16 protein-coding genes are annotated in these 20,554 nt (G+C 67.5%); 13 read left to right on the forward strand and 3 right to left on the reverse strand.

Annotated elements, in window-relative coordinates; all coding sequences use genetic code 11:
- Positions 1-20 precede the first annotated feature (20 nt).
- Complete coding sequence (locus GOQ09_RS05160) at positions 21-227, reverse strand: hypothetical protein (RefSeq protein ID WP_157612241.1); 207 nt, start codon at positions 225-227, stop codon at positions 21-23.
- Positions 228-449: 222 nt separating this feature from the next.
- Between GOQ09_RS05160 and GOQ09_RS05165 the strand changes: the two genes are divergently transcribed.
- The 7 genes from GOQ09_RS05165 (at position 450) to GOQ09_RS05195 (ending at position 7,204) form a co-directional block, all read left to right on the forward strand.
- Entirely contained in the window at positions 450-935 is a 486-nt protein-coding gene (locus GOQ09_RS05165) for a host attachment protein (RefSeq protein WP_157612244.1), read from the forward strand.
- A 29-nt stretch (positions 936-964) separates the two neighbouring features.
- Positions 965-2,995: a S9 family peptidase gene (locus GOQ09_RS05170; RefSeq protein WP_157612246.1), complete on the forward strand. Its 2,031-nt coding sequence runs from the start codon at positions 965-967 to the stop codon at positions 2,993-2,995.
- Positions 2,992-3,399 (forward strand): response regulator, encoded by a 408-nt coding sequence (locus GOQ09_RS05175; protein ID WP_157612248.1) that lies wholly within the window; start codon positions 2,992-2,994, stop codon positions 3,397-3,399. Before GOQ09_RS05170 ends, GOQ09_RS05175 begins: the two co-directional genes overlap by 4 nt.
- 99 nt (positions 3,400-3,498) lie before the next feature.
- Positions 3,499-4,416: a manganese catalase family protein gene (locus GOQ09_RS05180; RefSeq protein ID WP_157612250.1), complete on the forward strand. Its 918-nt coding sequence runs from the start codon at positions 3,499-3,501 to the stop codon at positions 4,414-4,416.
- A gap of 38 nt (positions 4,417-4,454) precedes the next feature.
- Positions 4,455-5,381 carry an NAD(P)/FAD-dependent oxidoreductase gene (locus tag GOQ09_RS05185; protein ID WP_242631003.1) on the forward strand — a complete coding sequence of 309 codons (927 nt, stop codon included), beginning with the start codon at positions 4,455-4,457 and terminating at the stop codon, positions 5,379-5,381.
- A 99-nt stretch (positions 5,382-5,480) separates the two neighbouring features.
- Complete coding sequence (locus GOQ09_RS05190; protein ID WP_157612252.1) at positions 5,481-6,662, forward strand: zinc-dependent alcohol dehydrogenase; 1,182 nt, start codon at positions 5,481-5,483, stop codon at positions 6,660-6,662.
- A 17-nt stretch (positions 6,663-6,679) separates the two neighbouring features.
- Positions 6,680-7,204, forward strand: a complete 525-nt coding sequence (locus tag GOQ09_RS05195; RefSeq protein ID WP_157612254.1) for a hypothetical protein — start codon at positions 6,680-6,682, stop codon at positions 7,202-7,204.
- Positions 7,205-7,221: 17 nt separating this feature from the next.
- Here GOQ09_RS05195 and GOQ09_RS05200 read toward each other — a convergent pair whose 3' ends face one another.
- Both GOQ09_RS05200 and GOQ09_RS05205 read right to left on the reverse strand, forming a co-directional pair.
- Positions 7,222-9,105: an ABC transporter ATP-binding protein gene (locus tag GOQ09_RS05200; protein WP_165442067.1), complete on the reverse strand. Its 1,884-nt coding sequence runs from the start codon at positions 9,103-9,105 to the stop codon at positions 7,222-7,224.
- Positions 8,994-12,878 carry an FAD-dependent oxidoreductase gene (locus GOQ09_RS05205; protein WP_242631005.1) on the reverse strand — a complete coding sequence of 1,295 codons (3,885 nt, stop codon included), beginning with the start codon at positions 12,876-12,878 and terminating at the stop codon, positions 8,994-8,996. Before GOQ09_RS05205 ends, GOQ09_RS05200 begins: the two co-directional genes overlap by 112 nt.
- A 331-nt stretch (positions 12,879-13,209) precedes the next feature.
- Here GOQ09_RS05205 and GOQ09_RS05210 point away from each other — a divergent pair, with 331 nt between their 5' ends.
- The 6 genes from GOQ09_RS05210 (at position 13,210) to GOQ09_RS05235 (ending at position 20,516) form a co-directional block, all read left to right on the forward strand.
- Positions 13,210-14,922 carry a RecQ family ATP-dependent DNA helicase gene (locus tag GOQ09_RS05210; protein WP_242631006.1) on the forward strand — a complete coding sequence of 571 codons (1,713 nt, stop codon included), beginning with the start codon at positions 13,210-13,212 and terminating at the stop codon, positions 14,920-14,922.
- Positions 14,923-14,932: 10 nt separating this feature from the next.
- The gene (locus GOQ09_RS05215; protein WP_157612258.1) at positions 14,933-16,258 is read left to right on the forward strand and encodes a lytic murein transglycosylase; all 1,326 of its coding nucleotides are present in this window, start codon (positions 14,933-14,935) and stop codon (positions 16,256-16,258) included.
- A 93-nt stretch (positions 16,259-16,351) separates the two neighbouring features.
- Positions 16,352-17,605: a putative Na+/H+ antiporter gene (locus GOQ09_RS05220; protein ID WP_157612261.1), complete on the forward strand. Its 1,254-nt coding sequence runs from the start codon at positions 16,352-16,354 to the stop codon at positions 17,603-17,605.
- 74 nt (positions 17,606-17,679) lie between these two features.
- Entirely contained in the window at positions 17,680-19,323 is a 1,644-nt protein-coding gene (locus GOQ09_RS05225; protein WP_431769299.1) for an alpha/beta fold hydrolase, read from the forward strand.
- A 58-nt stretch (positions 19,324-19,381) separates the two neighbouring features.
- Positions 19,382-19,969, forward strand: coding sequence for a helix-turn-helix domain-containing protein (locus GOQ09_RS05230; RefSeq protein ID WP_157612263.1), 588 nt, complete (start codon positions 19,382-19,384; stop codon positions 19,967-19,969).
- Positions 19,970-19,982: 13 nt separating this feature from the next.
- Complete coding sequence (locus GOQ09_RS05235; protein WP_157612265.1) at positions 19,983-20,516, forward strand: GNAT family N-acetyltransferase; 534 nt, start codon at positions 19,983-19,985, stop codon at positions 20,514-20,516.
- Positions 20,517-20,554: the final 38 nt, after the last annotated feature.

Raw genomic sequence — 20,554 nt, forward strand, 5'->3', positions numbered from 1 at the left:
TGTGGTGCCAGCTTCGTCTGTCAGGGCTTCCGGCGCTTGAGGAAACCCGGCGCGTTCTCGCCCTTGCCGGGCTGCGCCTCGTCATCGCCCATGTCTGCCGCCTCTTCCGGCGTCGTCGATTCGTCCAACTCGAGGTCGTTTGCGCGTACCTCGGCCTCGAGCGGCAGCTTGCCCGGCGTGAGGGGCGCGGATTCCGCCGGCGTGGCGGACGTTTGCTTCCGATTCATGACTGGTGCTCCTGCTGTTTCGGCAACGGCCATCCTCCTGCAGCAGGCACGGCGGTAGGTCGGACGGAAAGTGCATGCCGTGCAGGACGGCTTCCACTGCGCGGCCGCAGCTTTTTTGACGGCATCTCTTACCTGCGGTGTACCCGTCGGCCATCGGCTCGGGTCAATAGTTCCGGGCACGCGGGTTGCCGCCTTCCAGCCATCGTCAAGGAAGGAGCCGACATGACGAAGAGCTGGATCGTCGTTGCCGACGAAGCGATTGCGCGCATTCTTGCGCGTTCGAAGAAACCCGACGAGTTGGAAAGCGTCGAAGAACTGACGGACCCCGCGGCGCACGCGCGCGAAGCCGACCTGAACCGCGATGCGCAAGGCCGCCGCGCAGGCAGCGCCACCCACAGCGCACGTCCCAACACGCCGCACCGCCTGCGAAGCACGGCGAACGCAACGGCCTCGGCGGGTGAGAGCGAAAAGCACCTCGAGGCAGCGGGCTTCGCAAGGCGCGTGGCCGAACATCTCGCTCGGGCACGTCAGGCGCAGCGCTTCGATGAACTGCGCATCATTGCGGCGCCGCGCTTCCTGGGCGAACTGCGCAAGGCGTTGACGGCCGATGTGGCCGGCTGCGTGAAGGAAACACTGGACAAGGACCTCGTGCACATGACCAACGACGAGATCGCCGGGCGCCTCTTTCGGCGCCAATCGCAGGCGTGAGGCCATCCCTGAATACGGAGCGCATCGAAATGACGCAACCCTTCAGCGTTGAAGACCTCTACCTCCACCAGAAGGTCCAGGATCTTCATTGCGCGCCAGGCCTCGAGCTCGCTGCCTGCGCCGTCTCCTCGGTCGATCGGGAGAACGACAGCTACATCTCCTGCATCTGGACCTTCGCGCTGGATGGCTCGGCCCCCTTGCAGCTCACGCGCGGCCCCGGGCGGGACGAGTCGCCGCGCTGGTCGCCGGACGGCACACGGCTCGCATTCCTGTCGAACCGCGGCGGCTCGCCGCAGGTCCACCTGATCCGGCGCGAGGGCGGAGAGGCATGGCAGCTCGGAGGCTTTCCGCAGAGCGTTTCCAACCTGCGGTGGGCGCCCGACGGCAAGTCGCTGGTCGTTGCGGCGGCCGTGAAGACAGATCCCGACCTGCGCGGTGCGCGCGCCAACGGCAAACCGCCCGAAACGCGCAAATGCATGCCCGAAGTGGCGTGGCGGCTTCCCTACAAGGAAGATGGCGTGGGCTATCTGCTGCAGCGCGAGTTTCACCTGTTCCGGCTCGATGCGGCGAGCGGGCGGCACACCCAGCTGACGGACGGCGCTTTCGACGTGCTTGCATTCGATGTTTCGCCGGACGGGAAGCACATTGCCTTTTCACGCACGCGCGAAGGGCGCTTTGCGCATTGCAACGATCTCTGGGTGTGCGATGCGGACGGCCGCAACGCGCGGCGACTGACGCATGAGCACGCCATCGTGATGCAGCCTTGCTGGTCGCCCGATGGGCGCCACATTGCCTTTACCGGTGCGCGCGAAGAAGGCGATGCCGAGCCCCGGTTGTGGATTGCCGAAGCGGCCTCGGGAAAGGTGCGGGGCCTCTGCGAGGACACGGTGGACGTGGCCGACCCCGGTTCGGTTCAATGGACCTCCGACGGCAGCTGCCTGGTGTTCACGCGGGCGCATCGCGGGCGACACCAGATCGTCGCGCTCGACGTGGCGCGCGAGTCGCTGCGGGTGCTCGCCGGCGGTGACCGGCAGCTGGGGGTCTTCGGCTGCACCGAGCGGCATTTCGTCTACAGCGTGGACCATCCCTCGCTGCCCAGCGAACTGTGGACGCGGCCGCGCGGCGAAGAAGAAAGCGGCACCGGCGAGCCGGGCCGGGAACGCCAGCTGAGCCGCTTGAATCCCTGGTGGCACGACCGCCCGGGCATCGAGGTGCGCGCAATGGAGTTCGAGGTGCCGGACGGCCTCGGCGGCACCGAACACATCGAGGGCTGGCTGCTTCGGGCGCCCGGCAGCACGCAGCCTCAGCCGTTGTTGAACGATGTGCACGGCGGGCCTGCAAGCTACGCGCTGCTCGACTTCGACACCAACGTCTTCTGGCAGGTGCTGTGCGCCAGGGGCTGGGCGGTGCTTGCGCTGAACGCCGTGGGCTCGGCCAGCTATGGCCGCGAGTTCTGCCGGCGGCTTGCGGGGCACTGGGGCAGGCACGACTTGCCGCAGCACCTCGCGGCGCTAAGGCAGCTGCGCGCCGATGGCGTGTCGGACGGCCGGGTGGCCATCTCGGGCAAGTCGTATGGCGGCTATCTGAGCGGCTTTGCCACCGGCAACTCCGACGCATTCGCCGCCGCGGTGGTGATGGCGCCTGTCGGCAACATCGAGACCCACTACGGCACCTCGGACGGCGGCTACTACGCCGACCCGTTCTACATGGCCAGCTCTCCGGTGTTCGACCGCAAGCTTGCCGCCAGGCTGTCCCCGCTGCAGCACATCGAAAAGTCGGCGACCCCCACGCTTTTCATGCAAGGCAAGGAAGATGAACGCTGCCCGAAGTGCCAGTCGGAAGAGCTGTTCGTGTCTCTTGCGCGCGCGGGCGACACGCCGGCGGAGCTGGTGCTCTACCCGGGCGAGACGCACGGCTTCCTGGGCAGCGGTGCGCCTTCGTGCCGGGAAGACGCGGCAAAGCGGATCATCGAATGGGTCGTTCGCTACACCGAGCCTTTCGACGCGCCGCCGCTCGACGAAGAAAGAGCGCAAGAGCCGGAGGGAGAGAGCCTTCGATGAGAGTTTTCCTGGCGGAAGACGATGCCGCCATGCGCGAGCATCTCGGACAAGTCTTGCGGGCGATTCCGCGGCTGGAGATCGTATTTGCCGCGGCGACGGAAGAAGAGGCCATCGGCTGGCTGGATACGCACCCGCAGGATTGGGACCTGGCGCTGATCGACCTTTTCCTGGAGCGCGGCCACGGCTTCAACATCTTGCGGCGCTGCGCGGTGCGTTCTTCGCACCAGCAGGTGGTTCTGATGTCGAACTATGCGCGCGACCCTGTACGGGAACGTGCGGCCGAAACAGGTGCCGATGCGTTCTTCGACAAGACCACCGAGATCACTGCGCTCATCGACTTTTGTATCGAGGCGGGCAGGTCGTTGCATCCGCACCCGGGGCAAGAAGGGACACACATGCGGTAACCCGGAGCCGGATTCAGCCTACAGCAGAGTGGCGCGCATGCCGAGTCCGGAGTGAACCGGAGCCTGCAACATAAAAATCCTTTTTCAAGGAGTTCACGCATGTTCTCTCACAACAAGCGACTGCAATACACCGTGCGCGTCAGCGAGACCAATCCCGGCCTTGCCAATCTCATGCTCGAACAGTTCGGCGGCCCTCAGGGCGAGCTGGCCGCGGCCTGCCGCTATTTCACGCAGGCCGTCGGCGAGGACGATCCTGGCCGCAAGGACATGCTGTTCGACATTGCCACTGAAGAGCTGAGCCACCTGGAAGTCATCGGCACCATCGTCGCCATGCTCAACAAGGGCGCCAAGGGCCGCCTTGCCGAAGGGGTGGACGCCGAGGCGGAGGCTTTCCGCAGCATCACGGGTGCGGGCAACGACAGCCACGTGACGCAGGTGCTCTACGGCGGCGGCCCCGCGCTGGTCAACTCGGCGGGCGTACCGTGGACGGCCGCCTACATCGACACCATCGGCGAGCCCACGGCCGACTTGCGCTCCAACATCGCGGCGGAAGCGCGCGCCAAGATCGTCTATGAGCGGCTCATCAACCTGACGGACGATCCGGGTGTGAAGGAGGCGCTGGGCTTTCTGATGACGCGCGAGATTGCGCACCAGAAGTCATTCGAGAAGGCGCTCTACGCAATCCAGCCCAACTTCCCGCCGGGCAAGCTGCCGGGCATGCCTGAGTTCACCAAGGTCTACTTCGACATGTCCAAGGGCGGCGAGGTACGCGGGCCCTGGAACCAGGGCGAAAAATGGGACTACGCCAGCGATCCGAAGCAGCAGATGGCAGTGGACGGTGGCTCTGGCGAGCCCAGCGTGCAGCTCACCGCCGAAGACCAGGCGGCGGTGGAGGCCATGGCCACGCGCACGGCTTCAGACCCGACCGGCAATCCGCCAACGGGTGCGGAGCTGGGCATGTCGGACGATGCCATCCTCGACGAGCTGGCCACCGAGCTGGGCAAGCCCAAGGTGTAGCCGCAGGACGCTAAGCCAGGCGGAAGGCGAGCTTCATCGTGCAGGACCATTCCGAACCCATCGCCGATGCGGTCGTTGTCGGCGGTGGGCCGGCCGGGCTCATGGCGGCCATCTACCTGGCCCGCTTCCGGCGCTCGGTGGTGCTGGTCGATGCGGGCCAGAGCAGGATCGAGAAGATCCCGCGCTCGCACAACTATCCCGGCTTCGTTGGAGGAATACCGGGTGCGCAGGTGCGCGACATGCTGCGGGCTCAGCTGCGCAGCTATCCGGTCCGCATCACCCAAGCCTTTGTCGAGCGGGCGGAGCGCACGCCGGACGGTTTTCGCCTGGACACCCAGGAGGGGCCCATTGCGGGCAGGCGGGTGCTGCTTGCCACCGGCGTAACGGATATTCCACCCGCCATGCCGCACGTGCGCGCCGCGCTGGACGCCGGCGCGCTGCGCTATTGCCCGGTGTGCGATGCCTACGAGGTGGTCGGCAAGGCCGTCGGCGTGTATGCCAACGGCCCGGCCGGCGTGGCGGAAGCAATCTACCTTCGGCACTTCAGTGCCGACATCACACTGTTCATGGCGCAGGGCGGACCCGGCCTTGCTGAGGAAGAACGCAGCCGCCTGGCCGAGGCCGGCATTCGGTGGAACGACGCGCCGGTGGACGCCATACGAAGAAGCGGCGAACGCGTCGAACTGACGCATGCAGGCACCCGCACGCTATGCGACACGCTCTACTGCGCGCTGGGCCTGACCGTGCATTCGCAGCTTGCAGTGGCCCTTGGTGCATCGGTCGACGACACGGGTTACGTCCACGTCGATGCCCATCATGCGACGACCGTGCCGGGCCTGTATGCGGCGGGCGATGTGTCCGCCGGCCTCAACCAGATTGCGGTGGCCATGGGTGGCGCGGCCATTGCGGCCTCGGCCATTCACCGCGAACTCGGGCGCGACTGGCCGGCGCGTGCCGGCACTTGACGCAATGTGGGCGCTGTCCGACGAGGCCTGTGGGTCTCTGCTTGCGCGGCGCACTCACCCTGCGCAGATGCTGGCCCCGTAATCAAGAAGGAGCAACCGATGCTGGCAATGAACTACCGCGGCCCCTACAGGATTCGCGCGGTGCACAAGCCCGAACCCGAGATCGAGCATCCCGGCGACGCCATCGTGCGGGTGACGCGCTCATGCATTTGCGGGTCCGATCTGCACCTGTACCACGGCCTGGTGCCAGACACGCGCATCGGCTCCACCTTCGGGCATGAGTTCACGGGCGTGGTCGAAGAGGTGGGCTCGGCGGTGCAGCACTTGAAACCGGGCGACCACGTGCTGGTGCCGTTCAACATCTTCTGCGGCAGCTGCTACTTCTGCCAGAAGGAACTGTACGGCAATTGCCACTCGACCAACCCCGAGGCCACGGCGGTGGGCGGCATCTTCGGCTACTCGCACACGGCGGGCGGCTACGACGGCGGGCAGGCCGAATACGTGCGCGTGCCCATGGCGGACGTGGGGCCCACCGTCATTCCGGCCGACATGGACCTGGATGATGCCGTGCTGCTGACCGACGCATTGCCCACCGGCTACCAGGCCGCCGAGATGGGCGGCATACGCGAGGGCGACACGGTGGTGATCTTCGGCGCGGGGCCGATCGGCATCTTCGCGGCCAAGTCGGCCTGGCTGCTGGGCGCGGGCCGCGTGATCGTGGTGGACCATGTCGAGTACCGGCTGGAGTTCGTGCGCTCGTACGCGCAGTGCGAGGTCATCGACTTCAAGCAGGTGGGCGACATGGCGATCCACATCAAGAAGATGACCGACGGCCTCGGTGCCGATGTGTGCATCGACTGCGTGGGCTGCGAGGCGGCCGGCAACTTTGCGCAGACGCTGCTGGGCGTCAAGCTCAAGCTGCAGGGCGGTGCGGCCACGGTGCTGCACTGGTGCATCAATTCGGTTCGCAAGGGCGGCACCGTATCGATCGTCGGCGTCTACGGGCCCACCTTCAACGCGGTGCCCATCGGGAACGCGGTGAACAAGGGGCTCACGCTGCGCATGAACCAGGCCAGCGTGAAGCGGCATCTGCCGCGCCTCATCGAGCACATCCAGGCCGGCCGGCTGGAGCCGCGCCGCGTGATCTCGCACCGCATCGACCTGCGCGACGTGGCCGACGCGTATCACATCTTCTCGAGCAAGCTCGACAACTGCATCAAGACCGTGCTGGTGCCGCCGGGCATGGTGCGCGAAACCACCACCGCGGCCGCAAGCCTTTGATCGACTGGAGCGCACCAATGAACATGCCAGATCCTTCGAACACCCGTTCGCCGTCGCCCAGCCATGCGCACATCATCGGCTGGGGCGCCGACCTCGACCCCGCCATGCGCCCGGCCTACCCCAAGGAGCGCACGCCGCCGCGGCTGCCGCACCCGGTGGAGCCACCAGAGCAGCAGCACTCGCATGCGGAGGTGCTTCATTCGACCGAGCGCCCCGGCATCACGCCCATCTTCGGTAGCACCTTGCCGCCGTCGGGCCTGAGCGGCCGACTGCGGCGCCTGGCGTTCCGGCATTCGGAAAACGACCTTCGGCACTGGCTCATGCTGCTGCTGGCAGACCGGGTGCAGATGGGCGAGGGCCTCATTGAAGACATCTCGCGCGGGCACGTGCCCAACATCTATGCCGAAATGGGCGGCCGAGCCGAGCTCAGGCATAACCCGATGGGGGCCGCACGCAAGGTGGCGATTGGCGTTGCGGCGCTGGCGCTCGTCGCCATGGCGCTCAAGGGCCGGGGGCGGACTCGGCGCCGCCTGCGGGGCTAAGCCGCTGCTTCGGAAAATCAGGGCGTTTCCTGCCCTTCGGCCTGCAGGCTCCAGAGCTCGGCGTACACGCCACCGAGCTCGATGAGTTCGTCGGGCGTGCCGTCTTCGACGACGCACCCGTTGACCAGCACGATGATCCGGTCGAAGTTGGCCACGGTCGATAGCCTGTGCGCCACGGCCACCACCGTGCGGCCATGCATGAGCCGCCCCAGCGCCGCCTGTATTTCCGCCTCGGAGCGGCTGTCGAGTGCCGACGTGGCTTCGTCCAGCAGCAGCACCGGCGCATTCTTCAGCATGGCCCGCGCAATGCTGATGCGCTGGCGCTGGCCGCCAGACAGGCGCGCGCCGCGTTCGCCCACGACGGTGTCGTAGCCGTGCGGCAGGGCGCGTATGAAGTCGTCGCACAAGGCATGGCGCGCGGCGGCCACGACCTGCGCATTGGTCGCATCGGGGTTTCCGTAGCGCAGGTTCTCCATCACGCTCCGGTGAAAAAGCGACACATCCTGCGGAACCACGCCGATCGCGTCGCGCAGGCTGTCTTGCCGCACCTGCGAAATGTCGACGCCGTCGACCAGGATGCGGCCATAGGTCGGATCCATGATGCGTCCGATCAGCCGGATGAAGGTGGACTTGCCTGCGCCCGATGGGCCCACCACGCCGAGCCGCTGCCCCGCCGGAATGACGAGGTCCAGATGCTCGAAGACCGGTCGGTCATGGTCATAGGCAAAGCCTACGTCGTCGAAGACGATGGTACCGGCGCGGGGCAGGAAGGGCGGCGCATGCGGCCTGTCGGAAACCTCGTGCGGCACCGTCACCACGCGCAGCATTTCGGCAATCACGCCGAAGTGCTGCGAAGCATCGACGAGCGACAGAGCAAGCTCGCGCGAGCCATGCAGGATGCGAAAGGTCAGCGCGCTGATCAGCACCACGTCGCCCGCCATGTTCTCCCCCGCGCGCCAGGCCTCCACGGCCCAGATCAGCATCGAGCCCGCCATGAGCCACATGCACACGTCGTGGAAGGCGCGGGCCTTTTCCAGAAAAAGCCAGCTGCGGCGCTGGGCTTGAGCCTCCAGGCCGAAGGCTTCGCGCAGCCGCCGGTATTCGCGCTCGCGCGCCGAGAAGGCCATGACGGTAAAGATGTTGGAGACCACGTCCACCAGCTCGCCGCCCACCTGCGATGCCTTTTCGGCAAACGCCTGCTGCAGGGGCCGCACGCGCAGCCCGAAGAAATACATGAAGCCCGCGACCACCGCCACAAAGGCGATCAGCGTGAGCGCCATGCGGATGTCGATGGTGCACAGCACCACGACCGCGCCCAGAAAATCGACGCAGGGCGGCAGGATCTTCCAGATGAGCGTGCCGAAAATGGCGCCGGTGGCGCCGGCAGTCACCGTGATGCGGTTGCCGAGCGAGCCTGCGAGGTGGCGCGAGAAATACTCGAGCGAATGCCCTGAGAGATGCCGGAACAGATCGAGCCGCACGTCCACGCCCGTGCGCACCACGGTCAGGCAGCCGAGCCAGCCGCTCAGCCGCCAGAAGGCGCTTTCGGCGCCGATCAGCACGATGAACAGGCCGAGCCACTGCCACACTGCGCGCGAGGTGCGGTCTTCACTGGCCATCGTGTCGACGATCAGCTTCATGCCGTACTGCACGCCCACCGAGCATGCGGCGGCGGCAACGATCAGCGCGAGCAGCGCACCGAAGGCCCCCCGCCGGCGCTGAACGTAGTGCCACAGGAAAGCGATGGGCCGGCCCGGCAGCGGGGAGGCGCCGGTTGTGGCCGCGGCGTTCAGGCTGCCACCGCCACGGCCGGTGGCGCCGGGTTCGCGTTCAGCCCGAGCGCCGCTTCCGCCGCCTTGCGCCCGGCCACGAAGGCGTGGTCGGAGTTGTAGTACTCCCATTCGCTGTAGCGGCCCGCCAGCAGGATGTCGGCTTCGGCCAGCCAGTTGCGAATGGCCTGCACATGCGCCGCGCGCGCGTGGTCGTACACCACGTAGGCGCAAGGCATGTCGACTTCGTTTGCGGCAAGAAGCTGGTCGTCGGGCCGCAGCAAACCCACGCGCACGCAATCGTCGAAGCAACGGCGCACCAGCGCATCGCCTTCGGCCGGCAGCGGCTTCAACGGCGAATAGGTGATCTCGCAGGTCAGGCCGAAGCCGCCTGGCGCGTTGCAATGCGGGCTGGCATTGCCCTGCACGAAGATGCGGTGGAAGACCGTGTCCTCGGGGTAGTAGATCCAGTGCTTGTCGGTGATGTTCTCGCGCGCCACGCCCAGGTTCACGCAGCGCACCGACACATGGCGCAGGTGGCGGGCGGCTTCGCGCACGAACGCCGGCGCCTCTGCGCCGATGGCCTCCACCAGCCGGGGCAGCGGCATGGTGCTGATCAGCGTGTTGAACGACACGGTCCGTCCGTTGTCGAAAGTCACCGTCTTGCGCGAGGGCGACACGGCGGTGACCCGCGTGCCCAGCGCCATCTCGCCTTCGAGCAGCGGCAGGAAGCCGTTCATCAGCGCCTGGAAGCCGCCGCGCAGCGGGTAGCCGAAGCGCGCGTTCGGGCCCACGGGCTTGCGCACCGGTTGCAGCGCGCCCTCGATCATTTCCTCCAGGTCAGGCAGCGGCACGCGTCCGCCGAGCCAGGAGGTTTCCATTTCGCTGAGCGGCACGGCCCAAAGCTTGCGGTTGTACGGAATGGCAAAGTGCTTGGCCACGCCTTCGCCCCAGACCTTGTAGATGAACTCTTCGAAGTTGCGCGGCGGTGTGGCGGGCGTGGGCGCATGGGGCACCGCCGGTGCGGGGCTTTCCGACGCGGCCGGTGGCGCCGCCGCGCGCGATGGGCCGGTGGGCGACACGCGCCGCTCCGGCTTGCCGATGCTGCCGAAGCGCGCCTCGATGGCGCCGATCAGGCATTCCTTGAGCACCGGCGGCGGCAAGCCGTGCAGCGCGGACTGGAAGGGGTAGCGCGTATAGACCGACTTGCTGTAGATCCATGCTTCGCGGTCCTGCCAGTGCACGTTGTCGCCGAGCAGGCGCTTGTACAAATCGAGCACATACGGATCGTTGGAGAACATGATGTGCCCCGCATAGTCGAAGGTGAAGCCCTTGTCTTCGACGGAGCGGCACCATCCGCCGACGGTTGCGTTCTGCTCGACCAGCAGGCTGCCGCGGCCCGCGTGCAGCGCGGCGGCCAGGCCCGTGGGGCCGGCGCCCAGGATGACGGTGGCATACGCATCGGCCATTCCGTCGGCCTGCTCGTTCGCGGCCGGCGCCAGGGTGATGGGCGCGATCGTGCCGCTGCTGCTGCTGCCGCCGTGCGCCTGCGGCGGCGCTTGCTTCGTGCGCTTCTTTTCGTCTTCCTTGTCGATCAGCGAGGCCATTTCGTCCGCGGTGCGGTCCCATGAGGTGGCCCGCACGATCGCTTCGCACGCGCCAGCCTGCCGCGCTTGCTCTTCAGGGCCGCGCGCGAGCACGGCTTCGCATGCTTCAACGAAGGCCTTGCTGCCCTCGGCTATCGCCACCACGCCCGCATAGGGGCCGACCACGTCATGGATCGGCGTGCTGACCACGGGGCGGCCCGCCGCCATGTATTCGAGCGTCTTGGTGGGGCTGATGTAGCGCGTGGCCTCGTTCAGCGCAAAGGGCATCAGGCACACGTCCCAGCCGCCGATCAGCGCCGGCAGTTCGTCGTAGCCGCGCTGGCCCAGCCAGTGGATGTTGGGCCGCTGCGGCAGCGTGGCGGGGTCGATCTTCACCACCGGGCCGACGGCCACGATCTGCCAGTCGGCATGTGCGTCGGCCAGCGCGGCAAGAATGTCCAGGTCGATGCGCTCGTCGATCACGCCGCAGTAGCCGAGCCGCGGGCGGCCGATGCCGGCCTGGGCCTCGTGCTCCCGGTGGTCGCCGGGCGCGCGGGCGAAGTGGGCCGCGTCGACGCTGCTCGGAAAGCAATGCACGCGCGGATGCCGCTCCCGCTTCGACTCATACAGGCTCTGGCCGCCGGTGAACACCAGGTCGGCCGACTGCAGCAGAGCGCTCTCTCGCTGCAGCAGCTGGCGCGGCGCATGGCGGAAGGCGGAAAGCTCGTCCATGCAGTCGTACACCACGCCGGCGGGAGACAGCCCCGCGGCCAGCGGCATGGCCATGGGCGTGTAGAACCACAGCCAGTAGTCGTCGATGGCCGCTTCACCCAGGTATTCGGCAAGCAGCTTCTGCAGCTGCGGAATGTGGTCGTCGTGAAAGCCCGGCGCACTGGCCGTGAGGTGCGGGCGCAGCACCACCACACCTTCGCAGGGCGACAGCATTTCGAGCACCGGCTGCGCCGCCCCGGGCATCGGCTCTTCGACGAACACCACCGGGAAGCGGTGCCCCAGCCGCGAGAGCAGTTGCTGCGGGCGCTGGTAGACGAAGTTCCAGCGCAGGTGGGAGAAGACGATCAGGTGGGTCATGGGCTTTCCTGGAGTTGAAGGCGATGAAGAAGGAGGTGCCTCGGTGCCGGCCAGCAGCGCCTGCCAGTGCTCCAGGCGGCGCGCCGACGGGCGGTGAAGGGTTCGCGCGCCCGTGCGTTCGTCCACGTCCCACAGGCCGCTGCGGTGCCAGGCGCGGGCGTCTTCCCAGTCGGGGCGGTCGATGAGCGGATACAGGCAGATGCCTTGCAGCGGTACTCCGGCCGTCTTGCAGCGCATGGCCAGCGAGCCCACTTCGTCGATCCACTGCGCGCGCCCGTCGCCGACATGGCCGGTCTCGGCAATGAACACGGGGCGGCCGTAGCGCTCGCACACCTCGGCCACCATGGCCACCGGATCGCGGCGGCGCGCATCGCGCAGATGCCAGTGGAGGCGCTCGTTGGTCGGGTGCTCCCACTGGTTGTTGTGGTAATAGTTGAGGCCCAGAACATCCAGGTAGCGCGGTGCGCCGCCAAGGCCCGGCTCGAGACGGCCGCAGAGCATGTCCCAGGCCTGGTATTGCGCGGCGGAAAGCGCGCGCACCTCCTCGGCCCATTCGGGCTGGTCCCCCGTGGGCACGATGTGGATGATGGGATCGGTGTGCACGATGCGCGCATCCGGGCAGGTGGCCCACAGCGCATCGCACGCCTGCAATGCGGCACGCGCAAGGTTGCACTTGAGCTCATAGCCGCGCTCGGGCGAGTCGGGCTGAAACGGGTGGATCAGCGAGGTGCTGCTCGCGGCCCAGCTCAGGAATGAGATCTCGTTGACGGGCTGGAAGAAAAGCGGCTCGCCCTCGCTGCTGTCTTTCAAGGCGCGCGCAACCTGGTCGCAGAAGCCGGCAAGGCGCGCGGGAAAGTCGCGCGAGAACATGTCCACGCCGTCCGGCACACCGTAGTGGTGAATCGTCCAGATGACCTGCAGGCCGAACTTGCGGGCGGCCTGGGCGGTGCGCGCAAGGCGCGCCATTTCGGCGCCGGGCGCTGCCGCGGCGCATGCGCGCCAGCCGATGCTCTCGCGAATGGTTCGAATGCCGAAGCGCGCGAGCTGGGCGTAGTCTTCCTCCAGCCGCTCCCAGTGGCCGTTGCTGCGGTTCATCAGCACCTGTTCGCCGCGGCTGTTCACATGGTCGGCACCTTCGAAGCCTCCCATCCAGAACGAGCGGAACAGTGGCTTGGCGGAGGGCGGCTGCGGGTCGCTGCGTTCTTGCGAAGGCGGTACGGCTGTGTTCAAGGTGGCTCTCTTCTTGTCGGGGATGAACGCCGTGCTGGCGCGGCACCTGTGCAGGGCAACGGCCATGCCCGCGTGCGCCCGCATCGGCCCGGCCCGAGGGCCAGCGCACGTTCGCAGCATTTGCGGCAATTTGTGCCGCCATGCAGTCAGCGCGCGCCGCGCCGACACGGCGCGTGGGCGCGCTCTCACAAGGAGGCTGCCGTGCGGCAGGCAGATTGACGGCCAGCACATGCAACCGAGGAGAAGCAAACTGGAGAAGAGCACGCAACTAAAAAACCCCAGACGGCCTTCCACCCGCAAGAAACTGCCTGCGCCGACGGCAGAGGCTGGCGTGGACCGGGTGCTTCACGAAGTGTTCGGCCATGAGCGCCTGCGCCCTGGGCAGCGCAGCGTGATCGACAGGGTGGTCGCGGGCGAATCGACGCTCGCGGTCATGCCCACTGGCGCTGGCAAATCGCTCTGTTACCAGGTGCCCGCGGTTCTCGCATCCGGGCAGACGGTGGTGGTCTCGCCGCTGATTGCGCTCATGAAAGACCAGTGCGAGAAGCTCAACGCCAACGGCGTGCGGGCCGTTCAGCTGAACAGCCTGTGTGCAGCCGATGAGATCGATGCGGCGGAAGCAGCCATTGCCGACGGCTCCGCGCGCGTGATCTTCAGCACGCCGGAACGATTGGCGGACGCTGCCTTTCTGAAGCTGCTGCAGCAGCGGCCCACGTCCTTGCTGGTGGTCGACGAGGCGCATTGCATCTCGCAGTGGGGGCACGACTTCCGGCCCGCGTTTCTGGAGATAGGCGCGGCGGTGCGCGCCCTGCGCAAACCGGTGGTGCTGGCGCTCACGGCCACCGCCAACGACGAGGTGGCCGAAGAGATCATGGAGAAGCTCGGCATTCCGCGTGCGGGCCTGATCGACACCGGTGCCTATCGGCCCAACCTGCACTACGCGGTCGAGCCGATGATGCGGGAGGAAGACAAGCTGCAGCGTGCGCTGGCGCTGGTTGCAGGACTTGAAGGCACCGGCATCGTCTACACCGCCACGGTAAAGGCGGCCGAATCGCTTGCCGCCCGGCTGGCGGATGCGGGCGAGTCGGTGGGCCTGTACCACGGCAAGCAGCGCTCGGGCGAGCGGCATGCCGCGCAAGACGCGTTCATGGCCGGAAAGCTACGCGTGATGGTGGCCACCAACGCATTCGGCATGGGCATTGACAAGCCCGACATCCGCTTTGTGCTGCACTACCAGATGCCCTCGAGCCTGGATGCCTATTACCAGGAGTCGGGCCGCGCCGGCCGCGATGGCGAGCGCGCGGATTGCGTGCTGCTCTACCTGCGGCGCGACAAGGCCGTGCAGCAGTTCTTTCTGGCCGGCTGGTTGCCCGAGGTGCCTGAACTGCGCGCGCTTCAGCAGGCATTGTCGAGCCCGCCTCCCGCGGCCGAGGGTTGGACGGCGGCAGAGCTCCAGCAGCGTGCGCGTCTTCCGCGCGGCAAGCTTGGCGTGTTGCTGAGCCTGCTGCGGCAAGAGGGCCTGCTGAAGCGCAACAGAGAGGGCCTGATGCGCTGGGCAAGAAAGCAGCCGCTCGAAGACGCCGAGCTCGACATGCTGCTGAACGGCCACCGCGAAAAGCGCGAGCAGGAGCGCGAGGCGCTGGAGCGCATGACCTTCTATGCGACCACCGGCATGTGCCGATGGCAGGTGCTCCTCTCTGGCTTGGGAAGCGATGAGCTCGCGCAGCGTTGCGGCGCGTGCGACAACTGCGTGCGCCTGGCCAGGCACGAGCGGGTTGAAGCCGCGCGGGCTCTGCAGGCGGAAGCGACGGCCGAAGAAGAAGCCGGCGCTTCGCCGCGCATTGCCTTTGCGAAAGGTGATTCGGTGCGCGTTCCGCGCTATGGCGTCGGGTCCGTGGCAAGTGCCGATGCGGTCTCCGTCACGATCGAATTTGCCGATGGCAGCCAGCGGTGCTTCCAGCCCGGGTTCGTGCGCCCTGTGCCCGCGCGGCGGGCGAGCCGGGCGGTGCAGCGTCTCGTAACAGGCCGTGCGAGCCAGCGGTGAGAATCGATGAATGCATCAAGCAAGCAATCTTTCCGTTCCGCGTTTCAACAGGTTCGCACTCCTGGCCGCATCGGCGGCCGTTGCCGCACTGCTGGCCAGCTGCGCATCCGCTCCACCGGCCGCTACCGCGAAGCCGCCCGCATCGGCAACGGGCGCCCGGCCCGCTGCCGGGCCCACGGCGCCGGGAGCGGTGAGTGCCGACGATGCAGCCGTCGAACAGCGGTTCGCAAAGTGGGTTGCCGACTTCCGCGCCACCGCGCGCGCCGAAGGCATCAGCGACGCCACCCTGCGCAGCGCATTCGACCAGGTTCAATACTTGCCGCGCGTGATCGAGCTCGATCGCGTCCAGCCCGAGTTCACGCGCACCGTCTGGGACTATCTGGACAACGCCGTTACGCCGCAACGCGTGGCAACGGGGCAGGACAAGCTCCTGCAGGTTCGCACCGAAGCGGAAGCGGCCGCTGCGCGCTACGGCGTGCCGCCCGCGGTGATCGTCGCCATCTGGGGCATGGAAAGCAACTACGGCGGCAACTACGGCAATACCCCGATCATCGATGCGCTGGCCACGCTCGGCTTCGAAGGGCGCCGTGAAGACTGGGCCAAACGAGAGTTGCTGGCCGCACTGAAAATTCTCGACAGCGGCGACATCGCGCGCGACCGGATGATCGGCTCCTGGGCCGGGGCCATGGGCCAGACGCAGTTCCTGCCCTCCAACTTCCTGGCCTATGCGGTGGATGCCGACGGCGACGGGCGGCGCGACATCTGGGGCAGCATGCCCGATGTGGTGGCTTCCACCGCCAACTTTCTTTCGCGCTCCGGCTGGCAGGCAGGCGTGCCGTGGGGTGTGGAAGTGCGGCTGCCGCCAGGCTTCGACTACGGCCGTGCCGATACGTCGGTGCGCCAGTCGTCCGCGCAATGGGCGGCCGAGGGGCTGCGCGCGATCGACGACCAGCCGCTGCCGGAATTTGCCGAGGCCACGGTGCTGCTGCCCGCGGGCGCACGCGGGCCGGCTTTTTTGATCGGGCCGAACTTTCGTGCCGTTCTGCGCTACAACAACTCGACCAACTACGCGCTCGCGGTCGGCCTTCTTGCGCAGCGCCTGGGCGGCGGGCCGGGCGTGCAGGCGGCTTGGCCGCGCGACCTGCCCGCGCTTTCGCGCAGCCAGATGGTCGAGCTGCAAACCGCGCTCAACCGGCGAGGCTTTGCGGCGGGCACCGCCGACGGGGTGATGGGGCCTGCCACACGCGATGGCTTGCGCCGCTACCAGCGCAGCGTCGACCTGCCTGCGGACGGCTACCCGAGCGCCGAATTGCTGCAGCGCCTGCAGCAGCCATAGCCCGTTAAACTGGCATCGGGTGCGAGGCCTTTCTCTGGCGTCGCAGGTTCTAGCGATGGTCGGGCCGCCACGCGGTTCATTCACGTCAGTTCAATGCAAGAACCCACCATCCAGTACGTCGCCGCTGCTCTTTTTGCTGTCGCGCTCCTGCACACCTTTGCGGCCAAGCAGTTCGAGCGGCTGTCGCACCGCTTCCCCCGTCATGCCGGCCTGTTCCACCTGCTGGGCGAGGTCGAAGTCGTCTTCGGCTTCTGGGCCATCGTGCTCGTCATTGCCATGGCCCTGGTGGTCGGAGGCGGTCCGGCGCTCGGCTATGCGGAATCGCGCAACTACACCGAGCCGCTCTTCGTCTTCGTGGTGATGGTGGTGGCCGCTTCAAGGCCCGTGCTGCGCACCGTGATGTCGGGCGTGAGCCTCATCGCGCGGGTGCTGCCGGTGCCCACGCCCATGGCATCGGCCTGGCTCGGGCTGGCGGCCGTGCCGCTGCTGGGCTCGCTCGTCACCGAGCCTGCGGCCATGACCATTGCGGCGCTAATGCTCGCGCCGCAGATCTTCCGGCCGCAGGTGCCCGAAGCGGTGAAGTACCTGGCCCTGGGGGTGCTGTTCGTCAACATCTCGATTGGCGGCACGCTCACGTCGTACGCCGCGCCGCCAGTGCTGATGGTCGCTTCGACATGGCAGTGGGACACCGCGTTCATGCTCGCCACCTTCGGGTGGAAGGCGGCCGTTGCCGTGCTCGTCAACGCGACCGTGGCCACCTTCGTGCTGCGCAAGCACCTGGGCGCCGCGCCGTCGGCGGCAGATGCCGAAGCGCCCGTGCCGCCCACCGTGGCCCTGGTGCACCTGGCGCTGCTCGCCGGCATCGTGCTGTTCGCCCATCATCCGGTGGCGTTTCTCGGGCTCTTCCTGATGTTCTTGGGGTTCACGCAAGCCTACGAACGCCACCAGAGCCCGTTGATCATCAAGGAGGCGCTGCTCGTCGGCTTCTTCCTGGCCGGGCTGGTGGTGCTGGGCGGCATGCAGCAGTGGTGGCTGGAGCCGGTGGTTTCGAGCCTGGAGCCGCTCGCGCTGTTCTTCGGCGCGCTGGGCCTCACGGCCATTACCGACAACGCGGCGCTCACCTACCTGGGCTCGCTGATCGGGAACATCTCGGACGAATCCAAATACATGCTGGTCGCCGGTGCGGTGGCCGGCGGCGGCTTGACGGTGATCGCCAACGCGCCCAACCCGGCAGGCGTGGCGTTGCTCAAGCGCGGCTTCTCGGACGAAACTATCGGCGCGGGCGGCTTGCTGCTGGGGGCGCTCGGGCCGACTGCGGTGGCTGCCGCCGCATTCATGCTGCTGTAGCGCAACGGCCGCCCGGCGCGTGAAGATCGGCAGCGGTGTCTCGCGCCGTGCACGCAGATGAAGGAGGCAAGAACATGTTCATGCGTCGTCGCACGGGCTGGGCCGCAGGCGCGGCGTTCATTGCCCTGGCAACGGCCGGCTGCACCTACCAGGGCGGCGCCGCTTCCATGCACGCCCGCCCGGAGCCGCCGCCCACCGATTGCCGCGCCTGGGTAGGCGCCGACCGCAACCACGAACTGCCCGGCTACCTGCTGCCGCAGCCCGGCGGCCATACCGTGTGCGTGCCGCTCGGCGTTACCGCCCATCGCCCTCCCGCCGGATACAGGGGCGACTACTACGTCGACGAGTTCACCGACGCCCGCCTGAAGGAGCGCTGGCGTGCCTGCAAGGCCGACGCCGCCTGCTTTGCGCGCATCAACGCGCAGTTGCAGCGCTGGCTGCCGCCGAACAAGGCGCGGTCGACCCGCTCGACCGGCACCGTCGACCCGTCGGGAAAAATCGATCCGGATGGCGCGGTGGACCTGCGGCACATCCGCCGCCCGGCCTTCTTCGCGAAGGCGCCTTATGCGGAGGCCATTGCGCGGGCGGACGCCAGCACCTACATCGTCGAGTTCACCGTGCCGCGCGACACCTTCGAGCGCATCGACCTGAAGATGACCGACCCCGTCAAGCTGCGCGGCTGGTACATCGAAGGCCGGGGCGTCGACAACGGCAAGGGCGGCACCACGCGCGCGCTGGTGGTCATGGCACCGGGCGGCGGTGGGCAGCTCACGGCCATCCAGCATCCCCATGAAAAGCCCTACCGCATCGATCCGGCGACGGGCAGGGCAATGGACATCCGCTTTCCGAATGCCACCACCGAAACGATGGGGCAGCGCTGGTGGCGCGAGAACCTCGATGCGCTGAACCAGGCAGGCTTCGACGTGCTGGCCTACGACCGGCGCGGCGAGGGCATCTCGGGCGGGTTCAGCGACACCAACACGCTGGAGCAGGGCGAAGACGTCTTTCGCGTGCTGGCGCAGTTCGACACCGGCAGTGGCTTGCGGCTTCTCACGCCGGATGGGCGCACGCTTGCGGGCGATGAGGCCGCCGGCAAGCTGCTGGGCGGTATGAAGTCGACCCGCATTCCCATCCTGTTGGGCGGCTATTCGCGCGGCTCCATGTCGACGGCCTGGGCCATGGCCAAGAACTTTTCAGGCGCATGCAGCTACGACATGCCGGTGCCCGAATGCGCCCCGCCCAAGGGGCTCGCGAACATCAAGGGCGCGATTCTGCTGGCATCCTTTGCGAGCGGCGCGGGGTACCTGCCGTCGTCGCCCGACCTGGCCGACCGCAACCTGTTTCTCGGCGCCATGGCAGCGGACCATCACATCCTGTTCTATCCCAACTCGGCGCCGCTCGCGGGCATGCACAGGTGGCCGGCCGCCTTCTTCGGCAAGGGCTTGTGGGACCGTGCGGAAACGCTGCAGGGCACCGTAGCGGCCTACGACCGCATTCGCGGTGCGCGCGAAATCGTGGTGGCCCGCGCACCTCACTCAATCGAGACCTGGCCCGAAAGCGAGAGGCAGTACCTGCGCGAGCGGATGGTCGCGTTTGCCAAGGTGGCGATTGCAGGCGGCACCGTTGTGCCCGGCGCCAAGCCGTGGTCGAACCTGAAAGAGCTGGTCGCGACCACGCCCGATTCGTGGGAGCCCTCGTCCAAGCCCTCGGGCCGCTGAGGCAACTCTCATTGCGCCTTGACTTTGCTTCCATCATGTTGGATATTCCTCCGACATCATGGAAAACCAACCCTCCAGCCTGAATGAACGCATCGCGCAGCGCGTGCGAGACCTGCGCGCCGGGCGCGGCCTTTCGCTGGACGCGCTGGCGGTGCACTGCGGCGTCAGCCGCTCGATGATCTCGCTCATCGAGCGCGGCGAAAGCAGCCCGACAGCGGTGCTGCTCGAGAAGCTCGCCACGGGCCTCGGCGTGCCGCTGGCCTCGTTGTTCGAGGCACCCCGGCCCGAGGCAGGGCCGGTGTCGCGGCTGGCCGACCAGCCGCAATGGCGCGATCCGCATTCCGGCTATGTGCGCCGCAATGTGTCGCCCGACGGCACCGCATCGCCCATCCACATCGTGGAGGTGCTGTTTCCGCCCAAGGCGCGTGTGGCCTACGAAACCGCTGCGCGAGAGCCGCAGGTGCACCAGCAGGTGTGGATGCTCGAAGGCACCATCGAAGTCACGCTCGGCGACGAACACCACCGGCTCGGCGCAGGCGATTGCCTCGCGATGGTGCTCGACCGGCCCATGAGCTACTACAACCCCACCCGCAAGATCGCGCGCTATGCCGTCGTGATCGCAACCTTGCCCCTTGTTTCAAGATGATCGTGGAGATGAGATGACAGATACGGCAACACTCGCGCCAAGCATTCGCGCCCTTACCAGCGTCAACGACGCGCACATCTGGCAACTGGCCGATGTGCTCATCGACTGCGTGGAAGGCGGCGCATCCGTCAGCTTCATGCTGCCGCTCACGCGCGATCGCGCACTCGCCTTCTGGCAACGCGTGGGCGAGGGCGTGGCACGCGGCGAGCGCGCGCTGCTGGTGGCCGAAGACGCGCAAGGCATCGTCGGAACCGTGCAACTCGTGATCGACCAGCCCGAGAACCAGCCGCACCGCGCGGAGGTGTCGAAGATGCTCGTGCACCGGCGGGCCAGGCGGCAGGGCATTGGAGCGCTGCTGATGCAGGCCGCCGAGCGGCTTGCCCGTGAAGCGGGAAAGACCTTGCTGGTGCTCGACACCTCGAGCGCCGAGGCCGAGCGCCTTTATGCCCGGCAGGGCTGGACGCGCGTTGGCGTGATTCCGGGCTTTGCACGGCTGCCGGGCGGCGAGCCGTGCGATACCACTTACTTCTACCGGTCGCTGGGCTAGCGTGTCCGGTTCGGCGAGGCCTGTCATCATTCGCGCCT

The sequence above is a fragment of the Variovorax paradoxus genome, from assembly GCF_009755665.1.
GTDB lineage: Bacteria > Pseudomonadota > Gammaproteobacteria > Burkholderiales > Burkholderiaceae_C > Variovorax > Variovorax paradoxus_G.